The sequence below is a fragment of the Candidatus Dormiibacterota bacterium genome, from assembly GCA_035536395.1.
Lineage (GTDB): Bacteria > Patescibacteriota > Saccharimonadia > UBA4664 > DATLOE01 > DATLOE01.
In genome coordinates, this window is sequence record DATLOE010000001.1 from 14,272 (window position 1) to 33,415 (window position 19,144).

23 protein-coding genes and 4 tRNA genes are annotated in these 19,144 nt (G+C 48.6%); 9 read left to right on the forward strand and 18 right to left on the reverse strand.

The annotated features are described in order from the left end of the window. Positions 1–82: 82 nt before the first annotated feature. Together groL and VNA68_00085 are read right to left on the reverse strand one after the other, a co-directional pair. Complete coding sequence (gene groL, locus VNA68_00080) at positions 83–1,732, reverse strand: chaperonin GroEL (GenBank protein ID HVE80536.1); 1,650 nt, start codon at positions 1,730–1,732, stop codon at positions 83–85. Positions 1,733–1,741: 9 nt separating this feature from the next. After that, positions 1,742–2,005: a co-chaperone GroES gene (locus VNA68_00085; GenBank protein ID HVE80537.1), complete on the reverse strand. Its 264-nt coding sequence runs from the start codon at positions 2,003–2,005 to the stop codon at positions 1,742–1,744. Between the two features lie 138 nt (positions 2,006–2,143). On the opposite strand from VNA68_00085, the gene VNA68_00090 reads away from it, so the two are divergent. After that, positions 2,144–2,941 (forward strand): arginine deiminase family protein, encoded by a 798-nt coding sequence (locus VNA68_00090; GenBank protein HVE80538.1) that lies wholly within the window; start codon positions 2,144–2,146, stop codon positions 2,939–2,941. Between the two features lie 41 nt (positions 2,942–2,982). On the opposite strand, the gene VNA68_00095 is transcribed toward VNA68_00090, so the two are convergent. Beyond that, positions 2,983–4,284 carry a UDP-N-acetylmuramoyl-L-alanyl-D-glutamate--2,6-diaminopimelate ligase gene (locus tag VNA68_00095; GenBank protein HVE80539.1) on the reverse strand — a complete coding sequence of 434 codons (1,302 nt, stop codon included), beginning with the start codon at positions 4,282–4,284 and terminating at the stop codon, positions 2,983–2,985. Between the two features lie 84 nt (positions 4,285–4,368). Between VNA68_00095 and VNA68_00100 the strand changes: the two genes are divergently transcribed. Then, on the forward strand, positions 4,369–4,614 hold the full coding sequence (locus VNA68_00100; protein HVE80540.1) for a hypothetical protein: 246 nt from the start codon (positions 4,369–4,371) through the stop codon (positions 4,612–4,614). A 12-nt stretch (positions 4,615–4,626) separates the two neighbouring features. On the opposite strand, the gene VNA68_00105 is transcribed toward VNA68_00100, so the two are convergent. Continuing rightward, entirely contained in the window at positions 4,627–5,640 is a 1,014-nt protein-coding gene (locus VNA68_00105) for a peptidoglycan bridge formation glycyltransferase FemA/FemB family protein (GenBank protein HVE80541.1), read from the reverse strand. Then, on the reverse strand, positions 5,637–6,590 hold the full coding sequence (locus VNA68_00110) for a peptidoglycan bridge formation glycyltransferase FemA/FemB family protein (protein HVE80542.1): 954 nt from the start codon (positions 6,588–6,590) through the stop codon (positions 5,637–5,639). Before VNA68_00110 ends, VNA68_00105 begins: the two co-directional genes overlap by 4 nt. 42 nt (positions 6,591–6,632) lie before the next feature. Here VNA68_00110 and tsaD point away from each other — a divergent pair, with 42 nt between their 5' ends. The 3 genes from tsaD to VNA68_00125 are packed head-to-tail and all read left to right on the forward strand — an operon-like array spanning position 6,633 to position 11,056. Next, positions 6,633–7,682: a tRNA (adenosine(37)-N6)-threonylcarbamoyltransferase complex transferase subunit TsaD gene (tsaD, locus tag VNA68_00115; protein ID HVE80543.1), complete on the forward strand. Its 1,050-nt coding sequence runs from the start codon at positions 6,633–6,635 to the stop codon at positions 7,680–7,682. Between the two features lie 22 nt (positions 7,683–7,704). Beyond that, a complete protein-coding gene (locus tag VNA68_00120) occupies positions 7,705–10,239 on the forward strand; it encodes a valine--tRNA ligase (protein ID HVE80544.1) in 2,535 nt (844 codons plus the stop codon). Beyond that, positions 10,214–11,056 (forward strand): hypothetical protein, encoded by an 843-nt coding sequence (locus tag VNA68_00125; protein HVE80545.1) that lies wholly within the window; start codon positions 10,214–10,216, stop codon positions 11,054–11,056. The genes VNA68_00120 and VNA68_00125 overlap by 26 nt, the downstream gene beginning before the upstream one ends. Before the next feature lie 289 nt (positions 11,057–11,345). Here the strand turns inward: VNA68_00125 and VNA68_00130 are convergent, their stop codons facing one another. The 4 genes from VNA68_00130 to VNA68_00145 all read right to left on the reverse strand — a co-directional run bounded on the left by VNA68_00130 (position 11,346) and on the right by VNA68_00145 (position 12,815). Next, the gene (locus tag VNA68_00130) at positions 11,346–11,852 is read right to left on the reverse strand and encodes a hypothetical protein (protein ID HVE80546.1); all 507 of its coding nucleotides are present in this window, start codon (positions 11,850–11,852) and stop codon (positions 11,346–11,348) included. Positions 11,853–12,081: 229 nt separating this feature from the next. Further along, positions 12,082–12,171: transfer RNA gene (locus VNA68_00135), tRNA-Ser, on the reverse strand. 19 nt (positions 12,172–12,190) lie between these two features. Next, a tRNA-Arg gene (locus tag VNA68_00140) sits at positions 12,191–12,267 on the reverse strand. 47 nt (positions 12,268–12,314) lie between these two features. Further along, positions 12,315–12,815, reverse strand: a complete 501-nt coding sequence (locus tag VNA68_00145) for a hypothetical protein (GenBank protein HVE80547.1) — start codon at positions 12,813–12,815, stop codon at positions 12,315–12,317. 131 nt (positions 12,816–12,946) lie between these two features. Between VNA68_00145 and VNA68_00150 the strand changes: the two genes are divergently transcribed. Continuing rightward, positions 12,947–13,036 (forward strand) — tRNA-Ser (locus VNA68_00150). A gap of 26 nt (positions 13,037–13,062) precedes the next feature. Beyond that, positions 13,063–13,155, forward strand: a tRNA-Ser gene (locus VNA68_00155). 148 nt (positions 13,156–13,303) lie between these two features. On the opposite strand, the gene VNA68_00160 is transcribed toward VNA68_00155, so the two are convergent. Beyond that, a complete protein-coding gene (locus VNA68_00160; GenBank protein HVE80548.1) occupies positions 13,304–13,960 on the reverse strand; it encodes a ComF family protein in 657 nt (218 codons plus the stop codon). 142 nt (positions 13,961–14,102) lie between these two features. On the opposite strand from VNA68_00160, the gene VNA68_00165 reads away from it, so the two are divergent. Continuing rightward, positions 14,103–14,540, forward strand: a complete 438-nt coding sequence (locus VNA68_00165; GenBank protein ID HVE80549.1) for an Hsp20/alpha crystallin family protein — start codon at positions 14,103–14,105, stop codon at positions 14,538–14,540. Between the two features lie 58 nt (positions 14,541–14,598). Here VNA68_00165 and VNA68_00170 read toward each other — a convergent pair whose 3' ends face one another. From VNA68_00170 to VNA68_00205, 8 genes are all read right to left on the reverse strand, one after another. After that, entirely contained in the window at positions 14,599–15,006 is a 408-nt protein-coding gene (locus VNA68_00170) for a pilin (protein HVE80550.1), read from the reverse strand. Positions 15,007–15,068: 62 nt separating this feature from the next. Beyond that, positions 15,069–15,428: a hypothetical protein gene (locus VNA68_00175; protein ID HVE80551.1), complete on the reverse strand. Its 360-nt coding sequence runs from the start codon at positions 15,426–15,428 to the stop codon at positions 15,069–15,071. Further along, positions 15,425–15,844 carry a hypothetical protein gene (locus VNA68_00180; protein HVE80552.1) on the reverse strand — a complete coding sequence of 140 codons (420 nt, stop codon included), beginning with the start codon at positions 15,842–15,844 and terminating at the stop codon, positions 15,425–15,427. The genes VNA68_00175 and VNA68_00180 overlap by 4 nt, the downstream gene beginning before the upstream one ends. A 1-nt stretch (position 15,845) precedes the next feature. Continuing rightward, positions 15,846–16,187, reverse strand: coding sequence for a hypothetical protein (locus tag VNA68_00185; protein HVE80553.1), 342 nt, complete (start codon positions 16,185–16,187; stop codon positions 15,846–15,848). Then, positions 16,187–16,606 carry a pilin gene (locus tag VNA68_00190; protein HVE80554.1) on the reverse strand — a complete coding sequence of 140 codons (420 nt, stop codon included), beginning with the start codon at positions 16,604–16,606 and terminating at the stop codon, positions 16,187–16,189. Before VNA68_00190 ends, VNA68_00185 begins: the two co-directional genes overlap by 1 nt. Before the next feature lie 16 nt (positions 16,607–16,622). Next, a complete protein-coding gene (locus VNA68_00195) occupies positions 16,623–17,258 on the reverse strand; it encodes a pilin (protein ID HVE80555.1) in 636 nt (211 codons plus the stop codon). After that, a complete protein-coding gene (locus VNA68_00200) occupies positions 17,255–17,539 on the reverse strand; it encodes a hypothetical protein (protein HVE80556.1) in 285 nt (94 codons plus the stop codon). Before VNA68_00200 ends, VNA68_00195 begins: the two co-directional genes overlap by 4 nt. A gap of 1 nt (position 17,540) precedes the next feature. Further along, positions 17,541–17,987, reverse strand: a complete 447-nt coding sequence (locus tag VNA68_00205) for a hypothetical protein (protein ID HVE80557.1) — start codon at positions 17,985–17,987, stop codon at positions 17,541–17,543. An 89-nt stretch (positions 17,988–18,076) separates the two neighbouring features. Between VNA68_00205 and VNA68_00210 the strand changes: the two genes are divergently transcribed. Beyond that, positions 18,077–19,144, forward strand: a 1,068-nt coding sequence (locus VNA68_00210; GenBank protein ID HVE80558.1) for a hypothetical protein, incomplete at its 3' end; no start/stop codon positions are given.

Below are 19,144 nucleotides of genomic sequence, written 5' to 3' on the forward strand. Positions count from 1 at the left end.
CTATATTACTTAATTTTGTTAATTATGTCAATAGCCATTAAAAAAGTTGCTGTCTTTTTGTGGTTTTAACTAGAGACGAAGGCTAGTACATGCCTCCCATGTCAGGTGCAGCTCCGCCAGCCGGTTTCTCTTCTGGGATCTCGACTATGAGACCCCCCATTGTCATAGCTGTACCGGCAATGGAGACGGCGTTCTGGACTGCCTCGCGTGTGACCTTGGCTGGGTCAACTATGCCGGCCTCTTTCATTACTACTGTCTTAGACGGGCTATTAACATCCACGCCTACTCCGGCCTTGGCCTCTAGCACCTTGGCAAGCTTTTCTTCGGCATTTAAGCCGGCATTCAGCATCAGCTGCCTGAATGGCTCCACTAGGGCATTCTTAAGTATTAACTGCCCAGCTTCTTGAGAGTTGCTCACCCTGGTCGGCTCCACATCAAGTTCTTTTGAAAGATCGGCCAGCGTTACGCCGCCGCCAGGCACTATCCCTTCAGCCACAGCAGCTTTTGTAGCCGCTACGGCATCATCCACCCGGAACTTCTTCTCTTCGATCTCGGTTTCTGTGGCTCCACCGACCTTAATTACGGCTACCTTGCCGGCTAGGGAGGCCAGCCGCTCTTCAAACTTCTCTTTTTCAAACTCGCTGGTAGCGTTTTCGGCCTGAGCTTTCAGCTGGCTAATGCGAGAATTTACTTCGGATGAACTGCCGGTGCCCTCTATGATCGTAGCGTCGTCCTTAGTGGCAATGATTTTGCGTGCAGAGCCCAGCATATCCACGGTAGCGTTTTCGAACGTTACGCCCTGCTCATCGCTAATTACGGTAGCGCCAGTGAGAATGGCAATGTCTTCCAAGATCTCCTTACGCCGGTCACCAAAAGATGGCGCCTTAATAGCCAGCGCGCTAAACACGCCTTTAAGACGGTTAAGTACTAATGTGGCTAGGGCCTCGCCCTCCACATCTTCGGCGATAATCACCAGTTCCTTTTTGCCACCTTGGGCTACCTTTTCAAGTAAAGGTAAGATGTCTTGGATTGAGCCGATCTTCTTATCTGTTACAAGTATTAGCGGCTTTTCATAAATCGCTTCCATTCGGGTGGCGTCAGTCACCATATACGGGCTCACATAACCACGGTCGACCTTAAAGCCTTCGACCACTTCTTTCTCCAGCCCCAGCGTCTGCGACTGCTCGACAGTTACCGAACCCTCTTCCCCTACGGCTTCAATCACATCGGCAATCAGCTCACCGATTTCAGAATCGCCAGCCGAAACGGTAGCTACTTGGGCAATCTTTTCTTTATTGCCGGCTATCTTTTCGGTCATGGTATCGATCTTTTTAATCAACTCACCGGCGGCTTCGTCTAATCCGCGCTTAAGATCCATTGGGTTGTGACCAGCGGCAATCAACTTATTGGCTTCACTCAAAATGTGGTAAGTCAGAACAGTGGCAGTCGTGGTGCCGTCGCCAACCTCATCGTTAGTTTTTGAGGCAGCCTGCTTAATAAGCTCTGCGCCTATGCCACGGCCGAGCGATTCGCTGTCTTTCTTTTCTTCCAGCTCAACGGCCTTCGCTACTGTTACGCCATCGTGCGTTACGGTCGGCCCGCCGTAGCTTTTGCCTATTACCACGTTGCGGCCCTTGGGACCCATGGTTACCTTAACTGCATCATATAATTCTTTGGCTCCTTGTAGGACCCTAGTTCGCGCGTCGTCATCATAAAAAATTTGTTTGGCCATAATTCCTCCTTACTGCCTGGCTAACGCCAAGACATCCTCTTCTTTCATTATTAAAAGCTCATCACTCCCGACCTTTACAGCATCGGGCTTGTACTGGCTGTAGACTATCTTGTCGCCAATTTTAATCTCTTTTACATCTTTACCGACAGCCACTACCTCACCTATTTGCGGTTTTTCTTTAGCTGATTCTGGAATGTAAAAACCAGAGGCACTTTTGGCCTCGGCCTCTAACGATTTAACCACTAATCTATCTGCAAGCGGTTGTAATTTCATTGCTCCTCCACTCTTACATAAAATTAGCACTCTTAGTGCTAGACTGCTAATTTAATCTTAATAAGCTAGATTTTTTGTGTCAAGAGCCGTTATTTTTGCTTGCTTGCCGGGGCAGAATCATCAGATATAATAATGCCAATGGTTAAAACAGTCCTAATGTGCCGGCCCACCTATTTTGAGGTGGCTTACGAAATTAACGCCTGGATGCATGTAGATAATCCGGTAGATGTGACACTGGCAAAGACGCAGTGGCAAAAGCTGTACGATACATACGAGAAGCTAGGGTATGAAATTCAATTAATCGAGCCCGCAAGTGGTCTGCCCGATATGGTGTTTACCGCCAATGGGGGTCTGTTTATCGAGGGGAAGGCTATGCTGCCAAAGTTTAAGCACCCTGAGCGCCAGCCGGAAACCGCACAGTTCGAAGCGTGGTTTAGGGCAAATGGAGCGAAAGAAATCTGTATGCCGAAGAATGATTTTGAGGGGGAGGGCGATTGCCTCTACAATGGCTACGCTATTTTTGCGGGACATGGGTTTAGGTCCAGCCCAAAGGCAGCTGACGAACTAGCAGAGTTTTTTAATAAGCCGGTTGTCAGCCTGCGCTTGGTCGACCCAAAGTTCTACCACCTAGATACGGCTATGTGCCCAATTGATAGCGACACCGTAATGTATTACCCCGCAGCCTTTGATGCGGAAAGCAGACAGAAACTTGTTCAACATTTCCCGAAACAGATCGAGGCTAGCCCCAGTGACTCGGCTGCTTTTGGTCTGAATGCGGTTAGCGATGGGGGTAGCATTGTGATGTCGGCTGCAGCTGAGGGTTTAATTAGGCGATTGAAAAGTGAGGGATACAACCCGATCGGCATAGATGTAAGCGAATTCCGCAAATCTGGTGGAGGGGTAAAGTGCTGCACATTGGAGCTACACCATGGTTAAAGCAGTGGACATAGGTGGGAAAGTACAGAAAAAAAGCAGCCCTATTCTGTTTTTAGTTTAAGCGCCTGCTGGGCTGCCTCAACTTCATTCCAAGGCCTTTTGCCGGAGCTTCCTAGTATCGACTTTTCATGCCCTTTGCCCAGCATCAGCACTGTGTCGCCGGTGCGAGCCAAAGAAACGGCCTTCTGAATAGCTTCTGCACGGTCATGGATTAAAAACAGGTCCTTGCCTTTAGCCTTGCCGGCCTGCTCAGCCCCGGCAGCGATTTCATCTAGAATCATCATGCCGTCTTCGCTGCGGTCGTCTTCTTCGGTTACTACCACAATATCGCAGAGGCGCCCGGCAATCTCTCCCTGTAGCGGCCGCTTGGCATGATCGCGCTCACCTGCAGAACCGAAAACGACTATCAGCCTGCCTTCGGTCATGGGCGCCAGTTCGTTAAAGACCTTCTCGAAAGAATCGGGCGTATGAGCGTAATCGACAATCACATTAAAGTCCTGGCCGCAATTTACCTGAGTCATGCGCCCCTCCACCGCTTCCAGCGAGGCAATCCCCTTCTCTATCTGCTCATCAGTCAATTCCAGAATTAAACCGACACACACAGCCGCCAGTGAATTAGATACATTAAAACTGCCGGGCAGGTGGGTAGTAATTTTCAGAGTTGCCGCCCCCCGGCGTACATGGTAGGTACTGCCCGCCGCAGTTGAACGCAGCTCGAGCGGGTAGACATCACTAGCTCCTTCCTTTAGCCCGTAGCGAATAGAATTCGCTACTTCGGCAGCAAACAAGCCGGCACTAGGATCGTCATCGTTTACCACACCGGCTTGTCTGCCGCGTCGGTTTCGGCCGACCAGGGTAAACAGCTTTTTCTTGGCATTCAGGTAGTTTTCAAAGCTGCCGTGGTAATCGAGATGTTCATGAGCCACATTGGTCATTACAGCAAGACTATACGGCACACCCCAAACCCGGTTCTGGGCCAGAGCATGACTGGTAGTTTCCAGCACCAGCCATTTAATGCCTTTTTGTTTCATTTTCTTAATTTCACGCAGCATCATGCCAGAGGGCATTACTGTCATGCGGGTATTGTTAGGCTGCGGGCCGTCACCATAATCGACCGAAACGGTCGTTAGCATTCCTGTTTTATACCCCGCCTGCTTCAGCATGGAAGTTATTATGGTGGCTGTGGTGGTCTTGCCATCGGTGCCGGTCACCCCAATAATCTCAAGATTACGGGCCGGAAAACCGTAATAAATATTCATAATTACCGCCTCAAGCAGGTGGCCATAAGGTTCGATTATGCGGAAGAGCGTCTTGGGAATAAAAGCTTTAATTAATTTTCTCATAGCACTAGTATATCAAGCCGAATTAGACGATTGACAATCACAGCCCCAAAAGCGAAGATAAACATAACAGCTAAGGGGGTGTACGTGAAGTTAATGCAAAAAATATATCCGAATTTAACCACTAAGGAAGAAAGGCGGCTGGTTAAGCTTTGCTTTTGCATTTTTGCAGCCTCATGTACTGTCATTACCCTTTTTATACTGCTCTACCGTCTAGGTTTTGAAATCAGCATCTTGGTTTCGGAAAACGTCATAGGAATGTGCTGCGCTGCAAGTCTAGTGTTTATTATCTACTTGGCAGGTATGGATGCCAAAAAAGCGAGCCAAAGTTAGACTTTTACTCTCTTAGTAGAATAGCCGCTTTTTAGCGCGGATCTCATAAGCTGCGGCCAAGCGTTCCCCAAATGCCCGCCAGAGCCTATATGAAGCCGTATTAAGCACTAAATCATACGTACCGATGAACTCGCTTATGCTTGGGTTAAAACCGGTCTTAAAGCGCGCCAGGCCGCTTAGGGGGTGATTAGGGTTATCAATCTGATCAGCTGGCGGTGTGCCATGTAGGTCGTATTCTTTCACACTCCTAGCCTTCAGCCATTTCGTAATCTCCCATTGCAGCAGGTATGGCGCTTGCAGCTCGCTATGCTCACGCACCGAACCGCCGTCTTTATACAGGGCTGCTGAACCCAGATAGGTTACAAAAGCTCCAGCCAGCACCTTGCCTTCGTAGCTGGCAAAAAACATCTGGCCAGTGCCGCTATTCGCATGCAGCTGCCAAAAGTCGGTGAAATACGCCTTATCACGCAAGTAAAAACCTGCGCGCCTCTGGGTGCTTTGCATTAAGCTGTACATCTGCTTGATCGATTCTGGGTTAGTTTCAACCGTCTCAACCTTTACCCCCTTCTTTTCAGCCAGGCGAATGTTATATCTGGTCTTTTGCTTGAAGGAGGCCAGTATCTCGTCTTCGCTGGGCGCAAGATCAACTATGACAGTTGCGATGTTGTACTGGATGTCATGCGGCGCCCTTTCAAAGCCCGAGCCTACCACGCCACCTTTTTTTATTTCAGGGTCGATTCTTACGGCAAAGGCGTCGGTTTTTTTAAGTTTGGCCGCCAGCCGCTGCAGCTGCACAGTGTCTTTCACGCCAGGCCCTTTAGGGATATACCAAAATTTGCCTAATCCTAATATTTCCCTTTGCAAAGCCAAAATCGCAATGTTTTCAAATACTAAATGTTTGGCCTGCCAGCCGTGCCTACTCTTAACCTCGCCGAAGGCTCTAGCCTGCAGCACGTTGCCGCCATCGGGGTTGGCCGCTACTAGCTCATTCCACTTTGCTAGTTCCTCGGCTGTCGCTTCTCTCATAGAGGTAGAATCCTTTTTACCAGGCGATAAAACAAATACTTAACCGACTTAATAGGAATGTCATATGTGCCGGCATACTCTACTGGCTCTCCGCCGAATGATTGCTTGAACTTGCTCAGGCCAGCCCACGGGTGGTTTGGCTGATCAGATGGGGCGACCCCCCAAAAATCGAACTTGGTCAGACCGGCCGCCTTGGCATCCAAAATCATGTGCCACACTAGAGGCCTAGCAGCCTGCAGCTCCTTATTCAGCTGCTGGAACGAAGCCGCATGGGCATAGTAACGAGTTCCACCGAAATCGAACCCAATGGCGCCTGCCACCTCCTTGCCATCCATGCCGGCAAAGAAGAGCTTGGTTGCACCTTGCGGCATGAGTGTGGCTAGAAGCGCCGTCATATACTTATCACTATGCGGCCGAAACCCTGACTTGCCCGCAGTATCATGCAGCATGTCTAAAAATAATTTTATATCCCGTTCGCTAGATGATGACCGCAGCACTAGCCCAGAGCGCTCACTTTTATTAATAATGTTTCGGTTGCCGGAGGAAAGATTTGCGCGCAGTTGCTCAGGCGTAGAGGATAGGTCTAAAACCCAGCTGCGAGAAGGCTGCATATCTGGTATTCGTCTGCCCCTGCTTAAGGCCTCTTGGCTGATATTCCCAATAGGTTCAAACCTGACAAAGTCTACCCCCTCTTGCTTACCCGCAGCCTGCAAGGAGCGTAGCCAATCCTCGCCCGTCCCAACTGCCGGGCCGTAAGGAACGTATAAGTACTTCACTCCCCTGCCCTCTACAACCGAGCCGCACCACATCCAACCCTCGCCTTGTCCATAGACTACTTTACGGCCCAAGTCAGCTTGGAACTGCGCCCAAGCTCGGCTTTGCAGAATGCCGCCGCCTAGCTCAATAAGAGCTTCGTCCCACGATTCTTGAGGTATTCCAGTATTGATCATTACCGCTTATTGTACCAGTTTGCGCTTGATAGCTGGTAGCAGATGGCAGATACTAAGCCCATGAACGTTTTGGGAATAGAAACATCTTGCGATGAAACCGCCGCTGCCGTAGTGCAGAACGGTACCAAGCTGCTGAGTAATGTGGTGGCCTCACAGACAGAAATTCATGCTCAGTATGGAGGCGTGGTGCCAGAGGTGGCAGCCAGAAGCCATATAGAAGTAATGCTGCCGGTAGTAGAGCAGGCTCTGGCAGAGGCTGGGGTGGATTGGAGCGGTATAGACTCCATTGCCGTTACACATGGCCCTGGACTGGTTGGCTCACTCCTAATCGGAACACTCACGGCCGAGACATTAGCTGAGCTGAAAAACAAACCACTCTACCCTATCAACCATGTCCAGTCGCACGTTTATGCCAATTTCCTAATTGATACTCAACCAAAATTCCCGCTTTTGGCATTAATCGTTTCTGGTGGCCACACCCAGCTGGTTTTGTTTAAAGATCATGGTAATTACCGGCTTCTCGGCCAGACTCTGGATGATGCTGCCGGTGAAGCATTTGATAAAGTCGCTAAGATGCTAGGGCTAGCCTACCCCGGTGGGCCGTCAATTGCTGCAGCTGCATTAAAGGGAGACGATCTCGCCTATCCCCTGCCCAAGCCCAAACTTGAAGGCTTAAACTTCAGCTTCAGCGGATTGAAAACAGCTGTACTCAGAACTGCCCAGCAGACAGCCGGAAAAGATTATAAACTTTCCTCTTCCGAGCTGCCAAAGCTGTTAACCGAAAAACAAAAGCATGACCTAGCAGCCTCATTCCAAAAAACCGTAGTGGATATTCTAGTGAACCGTACGCTTGAAGCCTACAGCCAGCACCAGCCTACTTCAGTCGTAATAGCTGGTGGGGTAGCGGCTAACCGATTGCTCAGAGATGAGCTCAAAAAGCAGCTGCCCGCTGAAATCAGCTATGCTCCTATTAACCTCTGTACAGACAATGCTGCCATGGTGGCCTCTCTGGGCTACTTTCAGGCTCAAATCCACCAGCCTGTGGATTATCCTGATATCAAGGTGGCAGTTAATCCTGTTTTGAGCATGTAGCTTTATCTTGTAAAATCTACTTATGAAGATGGAAAAGGCTTACGAGCCAAAGCGGTATGAGGCCGGAATTTATAAACTCTGGGAAGAGTCTGGCGCTTTTGAACCTCAGGGCGACCCCAAGAAAAAGCCCTTTTGTATTATTATGCCGCCTCCAAATGCCAACGGCTCTCTCCACACTGGGCACGCAATGTACACAGTGGAGGATGTCATTACCAGATTCAAGCGTATGCAGGGCCACCCCACCCTTTGGCTGCCTGGCACCGATCATGCCGGTATTGAGACTCAGTATGTGTACGAACAGGAGCTAGCCAAGCAAGGCAAAAGCCGTTTTGATTTAGGGCCCACACAGTTTTACAATGATTTGCTTACTTTCACAAGAAAACATCAAGGGCAAATTGTCAACCAGTTAAAGTCTCTAGGTCTAAGCGCCGATTGGAGTAAGCTCAAATTCACGCTAGATGAAGACGTAATCGAAATCGTATATGACACTTTCAAGAAGTTGCACGATGATGGCTTAATTTACCGTGGTAACAGAATAGTTAACTGGTGTACTAGGTGTAATGCCGCCTTTGCCGATGTGGAAATTAAGCATATTGAGAGAGAGGACGAAATATATACTCTCGATTACGGCTCACTAAAGATCGCTACCACCCGCCCCGAGACAATCTTTGCCGATGTGGCAATAGCCGTTAACCCAAAGGATAAGCGTTACAAAAAACTAATAGGGCAATCGGCTACCATTCCCTTGGTTAACCGCCCTATTCCTATCGTGGCCGATACGCACGTAGACCCAGATTTCGGTACCGGCGCGCTTAAGGTTACGCCAGGGCACGACGCTCACGATTATGAGATAGGAATTCGCCACACTTTGCCAGAAATTACCGTTGTAGATCCTAGCGGTAAGATGATTAACGTGCCTGAGCAAGTCGCCGGCCTCTCGGTGGGCGCTGCCCGGTTAAAGACTGTCAGCTGGCTAGAAAAAGAAGGTAAGATGGCAGGCCGTAAATCGCTCATCCACTCTGTTGGCACACATGACCGTTGTGGAACGGTAATAGAACCCCTCATTACCGAGCAGTGGTTTATGCATGTAAAGCCTTTGGTCGAACCGGCTATAAAGGCCGTAAAGGAGCAAGATACCAAGCTCTACCCCGATAGGTTCAAGAAAGTGCTGATTAGCTGGCTGGAAAACCTGCATGATTGGAATATTAGCCGACAGATATGGTGGGGCATTCGTATACCTGTCTACTACAAAACATCGAATGATCCGCACAAAGAAGCATATATAATCTCATGGGAAGAAAAAGAGGCTATCGCCTATTACGGCAGGGGTAATTACCGAGCGGAAACCGACACCTTCGACACTTGGTTTTCTTCAAGTCAATGGCCTCACATTACCCTGATGACCACAGGCGAATTCAAACGCTTCTACCCTACTGCTTTTATGGGAACAGCTCGCGATATTTTGACGAAATGGGTTGCTACCATGATGATGATGGGCCTTTATCGCACTGACAAAGTCCCCTTCTCTGATGTCTATCTCTGGGGTATGGTGAACGATGAACATGGTAAGAAAATGAGTAAGAGTAAGGGCAATGTGGTTGATCCTTTAAGGATGACCGAGAAATACGGCACTGATGCGCTCAGATTAGCTCTGACACTAGGTATTACCCCCGGAAACGATGGCTCATTAAGTGAGAGAAAGATAGAAAGCTACCGTAATTTCTGTAATAAGCTCTGGAATGTAGCCCGTTTTACCCTAGAAAAGGCCGATGACAGCGTGAGGCCTGGCAAGCCAGAGCCTAAAAGCCTAGCTGACTGGTGGATACTGGATAAATTGACTAGGGAAACTACCGATATCACTGCTGCGATAGAAAATTATAAGTTTAGTGAAGCTGGTGAAAGAATCTACTCCCTACTCTGGAATGACCTGGCCGATTGGTATATTGAAGCCTCTAAAAAGGAGGTTAACCCGGGTGTACTGGTCTACTGCCTAGAAACAATCCTCAAACTCGCCCACCCCTTTGCTCCATTTGTAACTGAAGCTATTTGGCAGAAAATCCCTTGGCAAAAGCAAAATCTCATTACTGCAGCTTGGCCGGATCCAAAACTGTCTTATTCAGCACAGAGTAAGCATTTTGAACAGATTATGGCTTTGGTAAGCCAAATTCGTAGCATTAAAACCACTTTAGGAATTTCTAAGCCGTCATTACTTTTTAAGTCCTCTAAAATCATTACGGACAATCTGAATCTGATTGAAGGCTTAGCAGGAACAGGAAGTATTACAGAGAGCAAGCAGGGGAGCGGGCTGCAGATTCCAGTGCGGGGTATGACTGTTTGGATTGATGTCGATCAAAAAACAGTTAATAGCTACCAAAAACAGCTTCAGAAACAAAGCAGCGAGATAGGGGGGTACCTAAAAAAACTAACCTCCCAGCTAGCTAATAAACGTTATATAGAATCTGCTCCTAGTCATCTCATTCAGCAGACCAGAGAGCGCAAAAAAGAAGCAGGGGAGTTGAAGGCAAAGCTTGATGAACAGATTAAAGCCATCAAATAAGCTACTGTTCTGGGCGGGCGGCGCTGTTTTAGCTACTAGTGTGTTCTTTGGGTGGGTAATTCCCTCGACTAAATCGCATGCCCAAAAGCTGGCAACCCAAGCTGAACAGTACCGCTCAAGCAACCCGGCCCAGGCTTTAGCCGGCTATAAAATGGCAGCCTTCCTCGACCCCAGCCAGCCTGATTACAACTACAGAATGGCAGATATTTACCTGGCACAAAACCAGCCAGGTAAAGCCATGAGAGCGCTTGATCAAGCCGGAACCCCTAACGCACAGTTAAAGGCTATTGAAATTGAGCTGAGATCCAGCCGCTTCCAGGCAGCCCAGAAAAGAATCGAAAAAGCTATTAAGCTCGAGCGGACTCCTGGGTTATACATACTGCAAGCCAAAGCCAGCCTAGAGGCAGGGGATAGCGCTAATGCTCTTGCCTCGGCCAAAGCAGCAGGCAATAAAGCAGCTTCAATAGAATCTTTTGCTCAGCGGGTACACTCCAAACAGCAGGGTGCCACCGCGCTAGCTTTAGCCAGGGATTTATATGGTAATGGCATGCCTGTCTCGGCGAATCGGATTTTGGATGAAACAGCACCTGAGAGCACCCTTTGGTATGCCCTCAAGGCCGATATACTGCTAACCCAACAGAAAGTAACAAAAGAAAACTTACTAGCGGCTAAAGATTACTTGAAAGCAGCCATTAAGATGGCGCCTTATGATATTAGCCTGCACAGGCAGATAAAATCGGTTTTTGATAGGCTAGGCGACAAACAGCAGAGCCAAGCAGAGGAAGAATTAATCAGGCAACTGGTAAGCCAGAAGTAAAAAGTAAAAGGCCCGGCCAGAGAATAAATCTCCGGCCGGGCCGTACCCCCCCCTGGGGCGTAGCAGCTATCAGCTGGGTGTGGGAAGCCAAGGGGCTTCTGTGAAGTCGCCACCCAGCGTCTGAGCCTCCTGGCAGAACCTGTGCTGGGAGATCACTGCCTGGCCCTCTAGGGCCACCTGAAGCTCCTCGCAAGCCTCAAGGGGTGGCAGATGACCGAGCATGTCGGTAAACGGCGTGTCGGCCTCTGAGTCCCTTGTAAGTACAGCAGATTCCATATCTCTCCTCTGTCTAGTGGTTGGCGGTTACAAGTGTGGCTTCAGTCTGACGCTGAAAGCGACCGGTAGCCCGGCTTTCTGCTCCAGATGCTGATTTGGCCGGTTCAGGGGAAGGCTCTTGATCCCTCGGCCGGCCAGCCCATTCAGGCCGCTCGCTTGTCTCTCGTAGAGACACGAGGTAAAAACCTTCTTCTTTCGCCTTTAGGCTGCCTAGGAAAAAATCTATCTCCCTAAGCTCTATGCAAGGCGGAAAGTTTTCGTCATCTGGGTGCCTTAGAACCATTCTGCCGGGCAGCTTGGTGGTCGGATCGGCGAAATTGAAGTCGATGACGTACTCCATCGCCGGTACACTGAACTGGCAGGGACTGATTAGGCACCAATCTCCTGCAGCAGTACGAAAAACCTCCATAACAGTCGGCAAGGAGTCGCAATCGCATGGATTCAATACCTTGCGGGCTGTGCTTTGGATGGCACTTACGGCACTACTAACTACGGTACTACCCGGTAGCGTTTTGAGCATACGGGTGTAACCTCCCTTGTTATAGTTTGTCCACGCCTCAATACCGCTCTCTATCGGAACAGCACAGAGCCATCGGCAAACACAATTCAAGCTATAAATGGTCTTACCCTTTAAGGTAAGAAGTTAGAATAACATCAAGTTTGTCAGTTGGCAATAACATTTTTAACAAAACAATGTGGCGAATAAAAAGTTTTTTTGGGCGGTTGCTAGCTTGTAAGAAATTATCTATTGGCGGAGAGGGTGGGATTCGAACCCACGATACCGTTGCCGGCATACCGCTTTTCGAGAGCGGCGCCTTCAACCACTCGGCCACCTCTCCGTATTGCATAATTATTGCATGGTGCGCTCGGCAGGGCTCGAACCTGCGACCTCCAGTACCGCAAACTGACGCTCTATCCAACTGAGCTACGAGCGCACATCAACCGCAAAAGATTACCATAAACTGGGGCTTCTGGGAAGGCGCTAAAACCGCATATAACGGCTTAGGCGCTCTACCATATCCAGCTTGCGATCGGCCCTGGGAAGATGGGCAGCCAGAACCTGCCCGATGCTTTCAAAATTGTCGTTTTCACAGATTAAGGTTAGCCGGGGCATAAAACGGCGTGAAGGCTCCAAATCTATACTGCGCCAAGCTACCTCCTGAAGCACACCATATGATCTGAACTGATTGTATGGATACAGCTTACCCTCCACCGTAATACCATGCTCGTCTACCTGGTAATTTAGGGTGCGGGGGGCTTTTTTGGAATACATAAATAGAGCCAGGGTCATAACAGCTACTACCGCCACACTAAACCATTGCTGGAAATAGGCAAGAACGGCCGCTAGGGCAGCCATAATTAAGATTAAACTTAAGTACCAGAACGTAGGTTTTTCATGAAACACGTACTCAGATGCCTGCCAAGTAACAGGTTTAATATGAGTATTATCTTCGGCCGCCTGGAGGTTTTGTGGTAGCTCCATCTCTCTGTAATTTACTGCTCTTATTATGCATTACGCTTATGGTAAAGTAAATTTTTTATATTGATGCAAAATTGTAAACCGGGCTGCAGCTGTTATAATCGATTTTCGTCAGATAGAATAGTCATTAGCGAGGAGGGGTGACCGAGTGGTTGAAGGTAGCAGTCTTGAAAACTGCCGTGCCGGCAACGGTACCGTGGGTTCGAATCCCACCCCCTCCGCCAAAGTTTGTTAAAATACTAGACGACGTGGAGAGGTACCCAAGTGGCTGAAGGGGCTGGTTTGCTAAACCGGTAGGGGGGCGCAAGTTCCCGCGAGAGTTCGAATCTCTCCCTCTCCGCCAAGTAATGCATCTGACTTTAGTCGGATTTATTACTTGATGAGATAGACTTGCACGAGCGCGGCGCGAGCAAAGCGAGCCGTGAGAGTTCGTCACAACGTGGTGCAGTATCTCTCCCTCTCCGCCAAGTTATTATTTTTATCAATTTTAACTAGTGCTTGGCGGCTACTGCGCCCCAGACCGTCTTAGCACCGGCAGATTTTAATACCCTAGCGCATTCATTTAGTGTGGCGCCTGTTGTCAGCACGTCGTCTACCACCAATACCTTTTTCTGGGGCAGGGGATTATTAACTACAATTGTATCTTTTATTTGGCTCAAGCGATCATTTCGCCGCGCGCCGACCTGCTGCTTACTGCCTAGGCGAATCATAGTCGGGCAATAGGGCACTCCCATATGGATAGAAAGCGCCTTGGCCAACAGCTCAGCTTGGTTATAGCCGCGCTGGCGGTAACGGCTGGCCGCTATCGGAACACTTGTAATGAAATCAAAGCCGGCAGCTGGCACATGCGGGGTCATAGCCACCGCCAATACCTCTGCTGCATCGCGATTGCGCTCGTACTTTAGTAGGCCGATTAGCTTTTTTACAGTGCCTTCATAGTGAGAAGCCACTACCACACCGCTTAAATTGGCAGACGAACGACAGGTTTTGCATGTTCTGCCCAGCGCGCTTAGCTTATTACACCTGAAACAAGTTGGTGTTTTTTTTACAACGATATAAGTACGGCAATTTTGGCAAATTAGCGCTCCTTCTCGGTTGCATTCCAGGCATTCAGGAGGCGAAATAATTTGTAATAGGGCTTGAATCATAAAAAATCATTTAGTTTATGCTTACCGGTGTATTGCTTTTATCTGATGAGTTTGCATATAATATGCGAAAGGCAAGACACGTGCAACATATGGTGTTGGTGGCGAGGCCTCAATTTGTTCAAGTACTAAGTGGAGAATACTTATGGCAAAAAAGAGCCAAAACAGCGAAGAAAATGTGCTTCAGGATGAGTTCCTGAGCGAAGCAGATGACAGCCAAGATTGGCTGCAAGAGGAAGAAGAGGAAGAGGTAGAGGGTCAGCTGGCCGTTGACGTTTATCAGACCAAAGAAAACGTCGTAATTAAGGCCCCGATTGCCGGGGTGGATCCTAAGAACTTAGAAGTCGCTATTGCCGAAGACGTAGTTACTATTCGCGGCGAAAGAGTAGAAGAGAGTGTAGTAGACCGCGAGCACTATTACGTGCAGGAGTGCTACTGGGGGGCATTTAGCCGCTCAATCATTCTGCCAGCCAGTGTTAATGCTGATAAGGCAGAAGCCTCGCTTAAGAACGGTGTGCTGACGATTTCTATTCCGAAAGTCGTCCAGGACAAAGTTAAGAAGATTAGAGTCGTAGCCAGCTAACTGCCGGCTACACCACTAAAAAAGCCCCTTGCCGGGGCTTTTTTAGTATCAAAGATTACTAAGCAGCAGGGGCTAGCTGGCCGGTCACAAAGCCGACAATAGCAAAGGCCAGAATGGCAACTACAATACCGATGATGGCATATAGAATGGTGTTCTTAGCCGATTCAACTTTTTTAGGGTCACCATTAGAGATTACATACTGCAAGCCACCCAAGATCAACATAATGACGGCTATGGCGCCGATCAGGAAGATGAGAATGTTAGCAATTTGCTGGAATGTACCGCCCTCACCGAATAGGGTGGTGGTGTTACTGGTGCCTTTAGCACAATCTGCGCCTTCACCAATGGTCAGGCTATTCGGGTCACAGGCTGCATCCTGTCCTAGTGCGGCAGCAGGAATAAAGGTGCTGAAGTAAACGCCGGCTTCGGCGGTTTTTCTTAATACTTTAGAGGTAGTGTTTTTCATTATGATTCCTTTTTTTAAGATTATACCTTAATCTTACCGTGATTATAGCATAAGTACTTTACTTATTTAATATTGCTTGTAACGAAGCCGATTATAGCGTAAGCCAAAATAGCCACTACTACTCCGACTACACCGTACAGAATGGTGTCTTTGGCCCTTTTGATTCGGGCCGGGTCGCCGGCAGAGGTTACGTAGGTCAGTCCGCCAATGATTAGTACAAGCACAGCCACGGCGCCTACCACGAATATCAGCACATTTGCTATCTGCTGGATGGAGTTTACCAGCGATTGAGGTGCGCTTTCCGGCCTAACCTCGGCTGCTCCCCTGTGGGCTTCGTTGTGAGCCTTGCCTTCGTGAAAAGCCATGGCAGCGCCTGGAACAAGCAGAGATAGATAAATTAGTGAGCTAGTCAGTTTCTTCATAATCTTGTTAGTACAAATCCTACTACAGCATAGGCTAGTAGCGCCACTATTAACCCCATAACCGCATACAGAATGGTGTTTTTGGCTTTGGTGATGCGGGCTGGGTCGCCAGTGGAGGTTACATAGCCGATACCGCCGATTATTATTATTACCACTGCTACCGCGCCGGCGATAAAGAGCAGAGCGTTATTAATGTTATTTATGAAAGTCGTGAGCTCCTTACCAGTATCACACCGAACCATATTACCGGCGGTGGCAGTAGGAACACTTTTTCCTTCGCCATCTAGGGGGGTGCCTTTGGCCCCTAGGCAGGCTTCATATTCAGCTCTTGTAGCTGCCAGCACTTGAGCTGAGGGTGCAATTATTAAAACTCCAAGCATGACCGTAAAAAATGATGCCAGAAATCGCTTTCCCATACTAAAGCCTCCCGATGACGAACCCGACTATGGCATATGCCAGGATCGTAACTATTAAGCCAATAACCGCATACAGAATGGTGTTTTTGGCTTTGGTGATGCGGGCTGGGTCGCCAGTGGAGCCGATGTAGCCGATGCCGCCTATAATCAGAATGACAACCGCAATTGTACCGGCTAGATAGAATCCCATGTTAATAAGGTTGCTAATGTATCCCGTTAATGCCCCCTCCCCGCAAGTTCCGCCTACGGCTTGTGCCCCTTCGCATTGCGGCTGCGCCAAAGCTATGGCAGGAATTAGTGCCACGGAACCGGCTGATATTAATCTGGTTAAAAACTTCTTCATTAAAGCCTCTGTATTACGAATCCTATAATCGCCCGCGCGATAATGGCTACGATTAACCCGATAATAGCATATAAAATCGTGTTTTTGGCATTGGCGATTCTAGTTGGGTCGCCGGTGGAGGTAATGTACTTAATGCCGCCGATGACAATAAAGGCAATAGCTACGATTGAAGCCGCGAATATGAAGAGGTCTAGCAGGGTGGCCAAGTAGCTAGTCTGGGCATCACCGGCAGCATTTTGGCTTGGCTTGTCTAAGCTCTGATTACCCTTATTGCAGCCCGCTAAAAATGAAACCTTATTTGCATCTTGAGTGGCTTCACAGGCACCGTTTTTAATTGTCTCTAGTGGCCCCGCGGCCAAAGCCGGGGAGCTAAGCGAAAAGCAGGCAACAAGAGCCAGGGTATACGTAAGCTTTTTCATTACGCCAATTGTATAACTACTTGGGTAGATTGGCCACCACAAAGTCTACAATCGCTTTAGCCAAGATGGCTAGTATCAGGCCAATAATGGCATAGGTAATGGTATTCTTGGCGCCTTCGATGTTCTTAGGGTTGCCACTAGAGCTGGCGTAACGGATGCCTCCTAGCACAAGGAAGAAGGCCGAAAGCACAGCCGTCACCAAGACCAGCAAGTCGACTATGACCACAGCAACTCTTTTAAATGTCAGGTTGGGGGTATTAACATTATCTACCTTGCCGGCAATCTCATTAACGTCTTTTTTAATAACCCGATCAATATATTGATCGGTTCTGTCTCTAAGGGTTTGAGGCTGGTTCGGCTGGCCTTCCGTAATGTTCTGCACCCCTGCACCCACATACTGCATTAAGCAGCCATCAACATCGCCGGTTTTCTGTGAGTTGCACTGGTATTTTTTTGCAGCTGCCTCAATTTCGGCCACCACATTATCGCAAGTGCCTTCGGCATTAGTTCCCACCTGATTTTTACACTGGGCTATGTAAGTGGAGGCTTTGTAGTTGCCGGCCAGCAAGTTCGGTGCCGCAAAATAGGCAGCAGCTGAAATTGAGAAGAGCAACCCTGCGGCCAAAAACGGTTTTTGGAAAAAAGGCTTCAACGGAATCTGCCTAATATAAATTCAATTATCAGAAATGCCCCGGCTGAGAGCACCAGCCCGAATATGGCGTAGGTAATGGTGTCTTTAGCGCTTTTGATTCTACCGGGATCGCCTTGGGAAATTACATAGTTAATACCGGCCCAAATGATCATTATGACGGCCAGTACGCCAGATAAGATAAGGATGATTTCTATGATGTTAGCAAAAATTATCGGTATGACGGCAATACTGTTAGAAGATAAATCCGCGCCTTTAAAAATACTGGGAAAGAGATCGTTCATGCTATGTTACCCCGATTAGGTTTAGGAAGGCCGCCATAATTAAGAGTAGCACGAGGCCGGTGGCCGCCTGCTGAAGCTGCTTTTTGGCCGCCTTAATGTCATCCGGGCTGCCCCCAGAGATAATGTAGCGGAAACCGGCATAGATAATCACAGCTACCAGCATTAGCCCGAGTAGGCCAAGCATGAAGTTTGCCAGGGCTTTGATAAAGACAAATATCGGATTGGTGTTCTGATCGCCCACGCAGGTAGCTGTGCCAAACAAACCGCCCGTGCCGACAAAGACTCCGCGGCGATCATTGCAGACTACTTTATTTTCCGGATTCTCAGCATTTTGGGCACTTGGAGCGTTTTTTGAGCTTTGAGCATAGGCGACCAGCGACACATTAGTGCCAAGCACGGCAGCCACAAGAAACGGGGTGATAATTATTGCGGTAAGCAGGTTCTTCATTACCCCCATTCTATCTGTGTAGCTTACCTGATGTCAAAAAGCTTATGACAGATTAGCAATATCAAGATAAATCGATTAAACTTATGCTTATGAAGCGGAGCAGGTTACTCCTGACGGTGAGCATGTATTTTGTGGTTGCAATTGCAGCCGTATTTTTGCCGTCTTTTGACGTATCTATAAATAATGGAGTAAGTATCAAAATCCCTGCCGCTCATGCTGCCGATGCAAAAAAGATGTGTGAGGATAGTGATAAAAAAACCCTCTGCGAAATACTTGTAAATGAGGCGAGCACACAACTGGATGACTGTAAGGGTAACGCACTAGAGAAAGCGGGCTGTCAGTCGGCTCTCATTACTTCACTTCAGTCAAAGTGCCAAAGCAGCTCGAGCGATACAGCAAAATATCGTACATGCATAAGATCTGAGGCAGCCAGCGCCTCACCAACAACCGGCAGTGGTGGCGATGATGAAGGCTGCGGCACGGCATTCGATTGGATTGTCTGTAAAATCATCCGGGGGGTGGCCGATACGGTAGAGTTTGTGGAAGACAGGTTCATTCAGCCGTTTTTGGACTTTAAACCGCTTAGTACAAGTGTAGATTCAAACCCGATGTATAAGGTCTGGCAAGTGATGCGTAATCTTGCCAACGCCCTGTTCATCATCATCTTTCTAGTCTTCATTTTCGCGAATACGCTCTCTATTAACCTCGATGCCTATACCGTCAAGAAAATGCTGCCCAAACTGGTAGCGGCGGCTATTTTAGTACAGCTGTCTTACTTGCTGGCCTCGCTGGCAATCGATATTACAAACATCTTCGGCCGTGGGCTGTTTATATTGGGTAATGATATTATTCCGCCCTACAGCAGCCCCGACGGCAGCGGGGAAGTGCGGGGAGGGCTGCTCGGCTTAACTGGTCTAGCGGTTGGCGCAGCAAATCTGGCTTTTGGCGCAGTTACCGGCAGCATCTTCGTGGTGATGATCGGCGCCTTCTTCGGTATTATGGCAGTGTTTTTAACGCTGATGTTCCGGCAGATATTAATTACCGTCCTCATTATCGCAGCACCAATTGCATTTGCCTTGTGGGTACTACCCAATACCGAAAACCTCTTCCGTAAGTGGTTGGATATGTTCATAAAAGTACTGGCTATGTATCCGTTA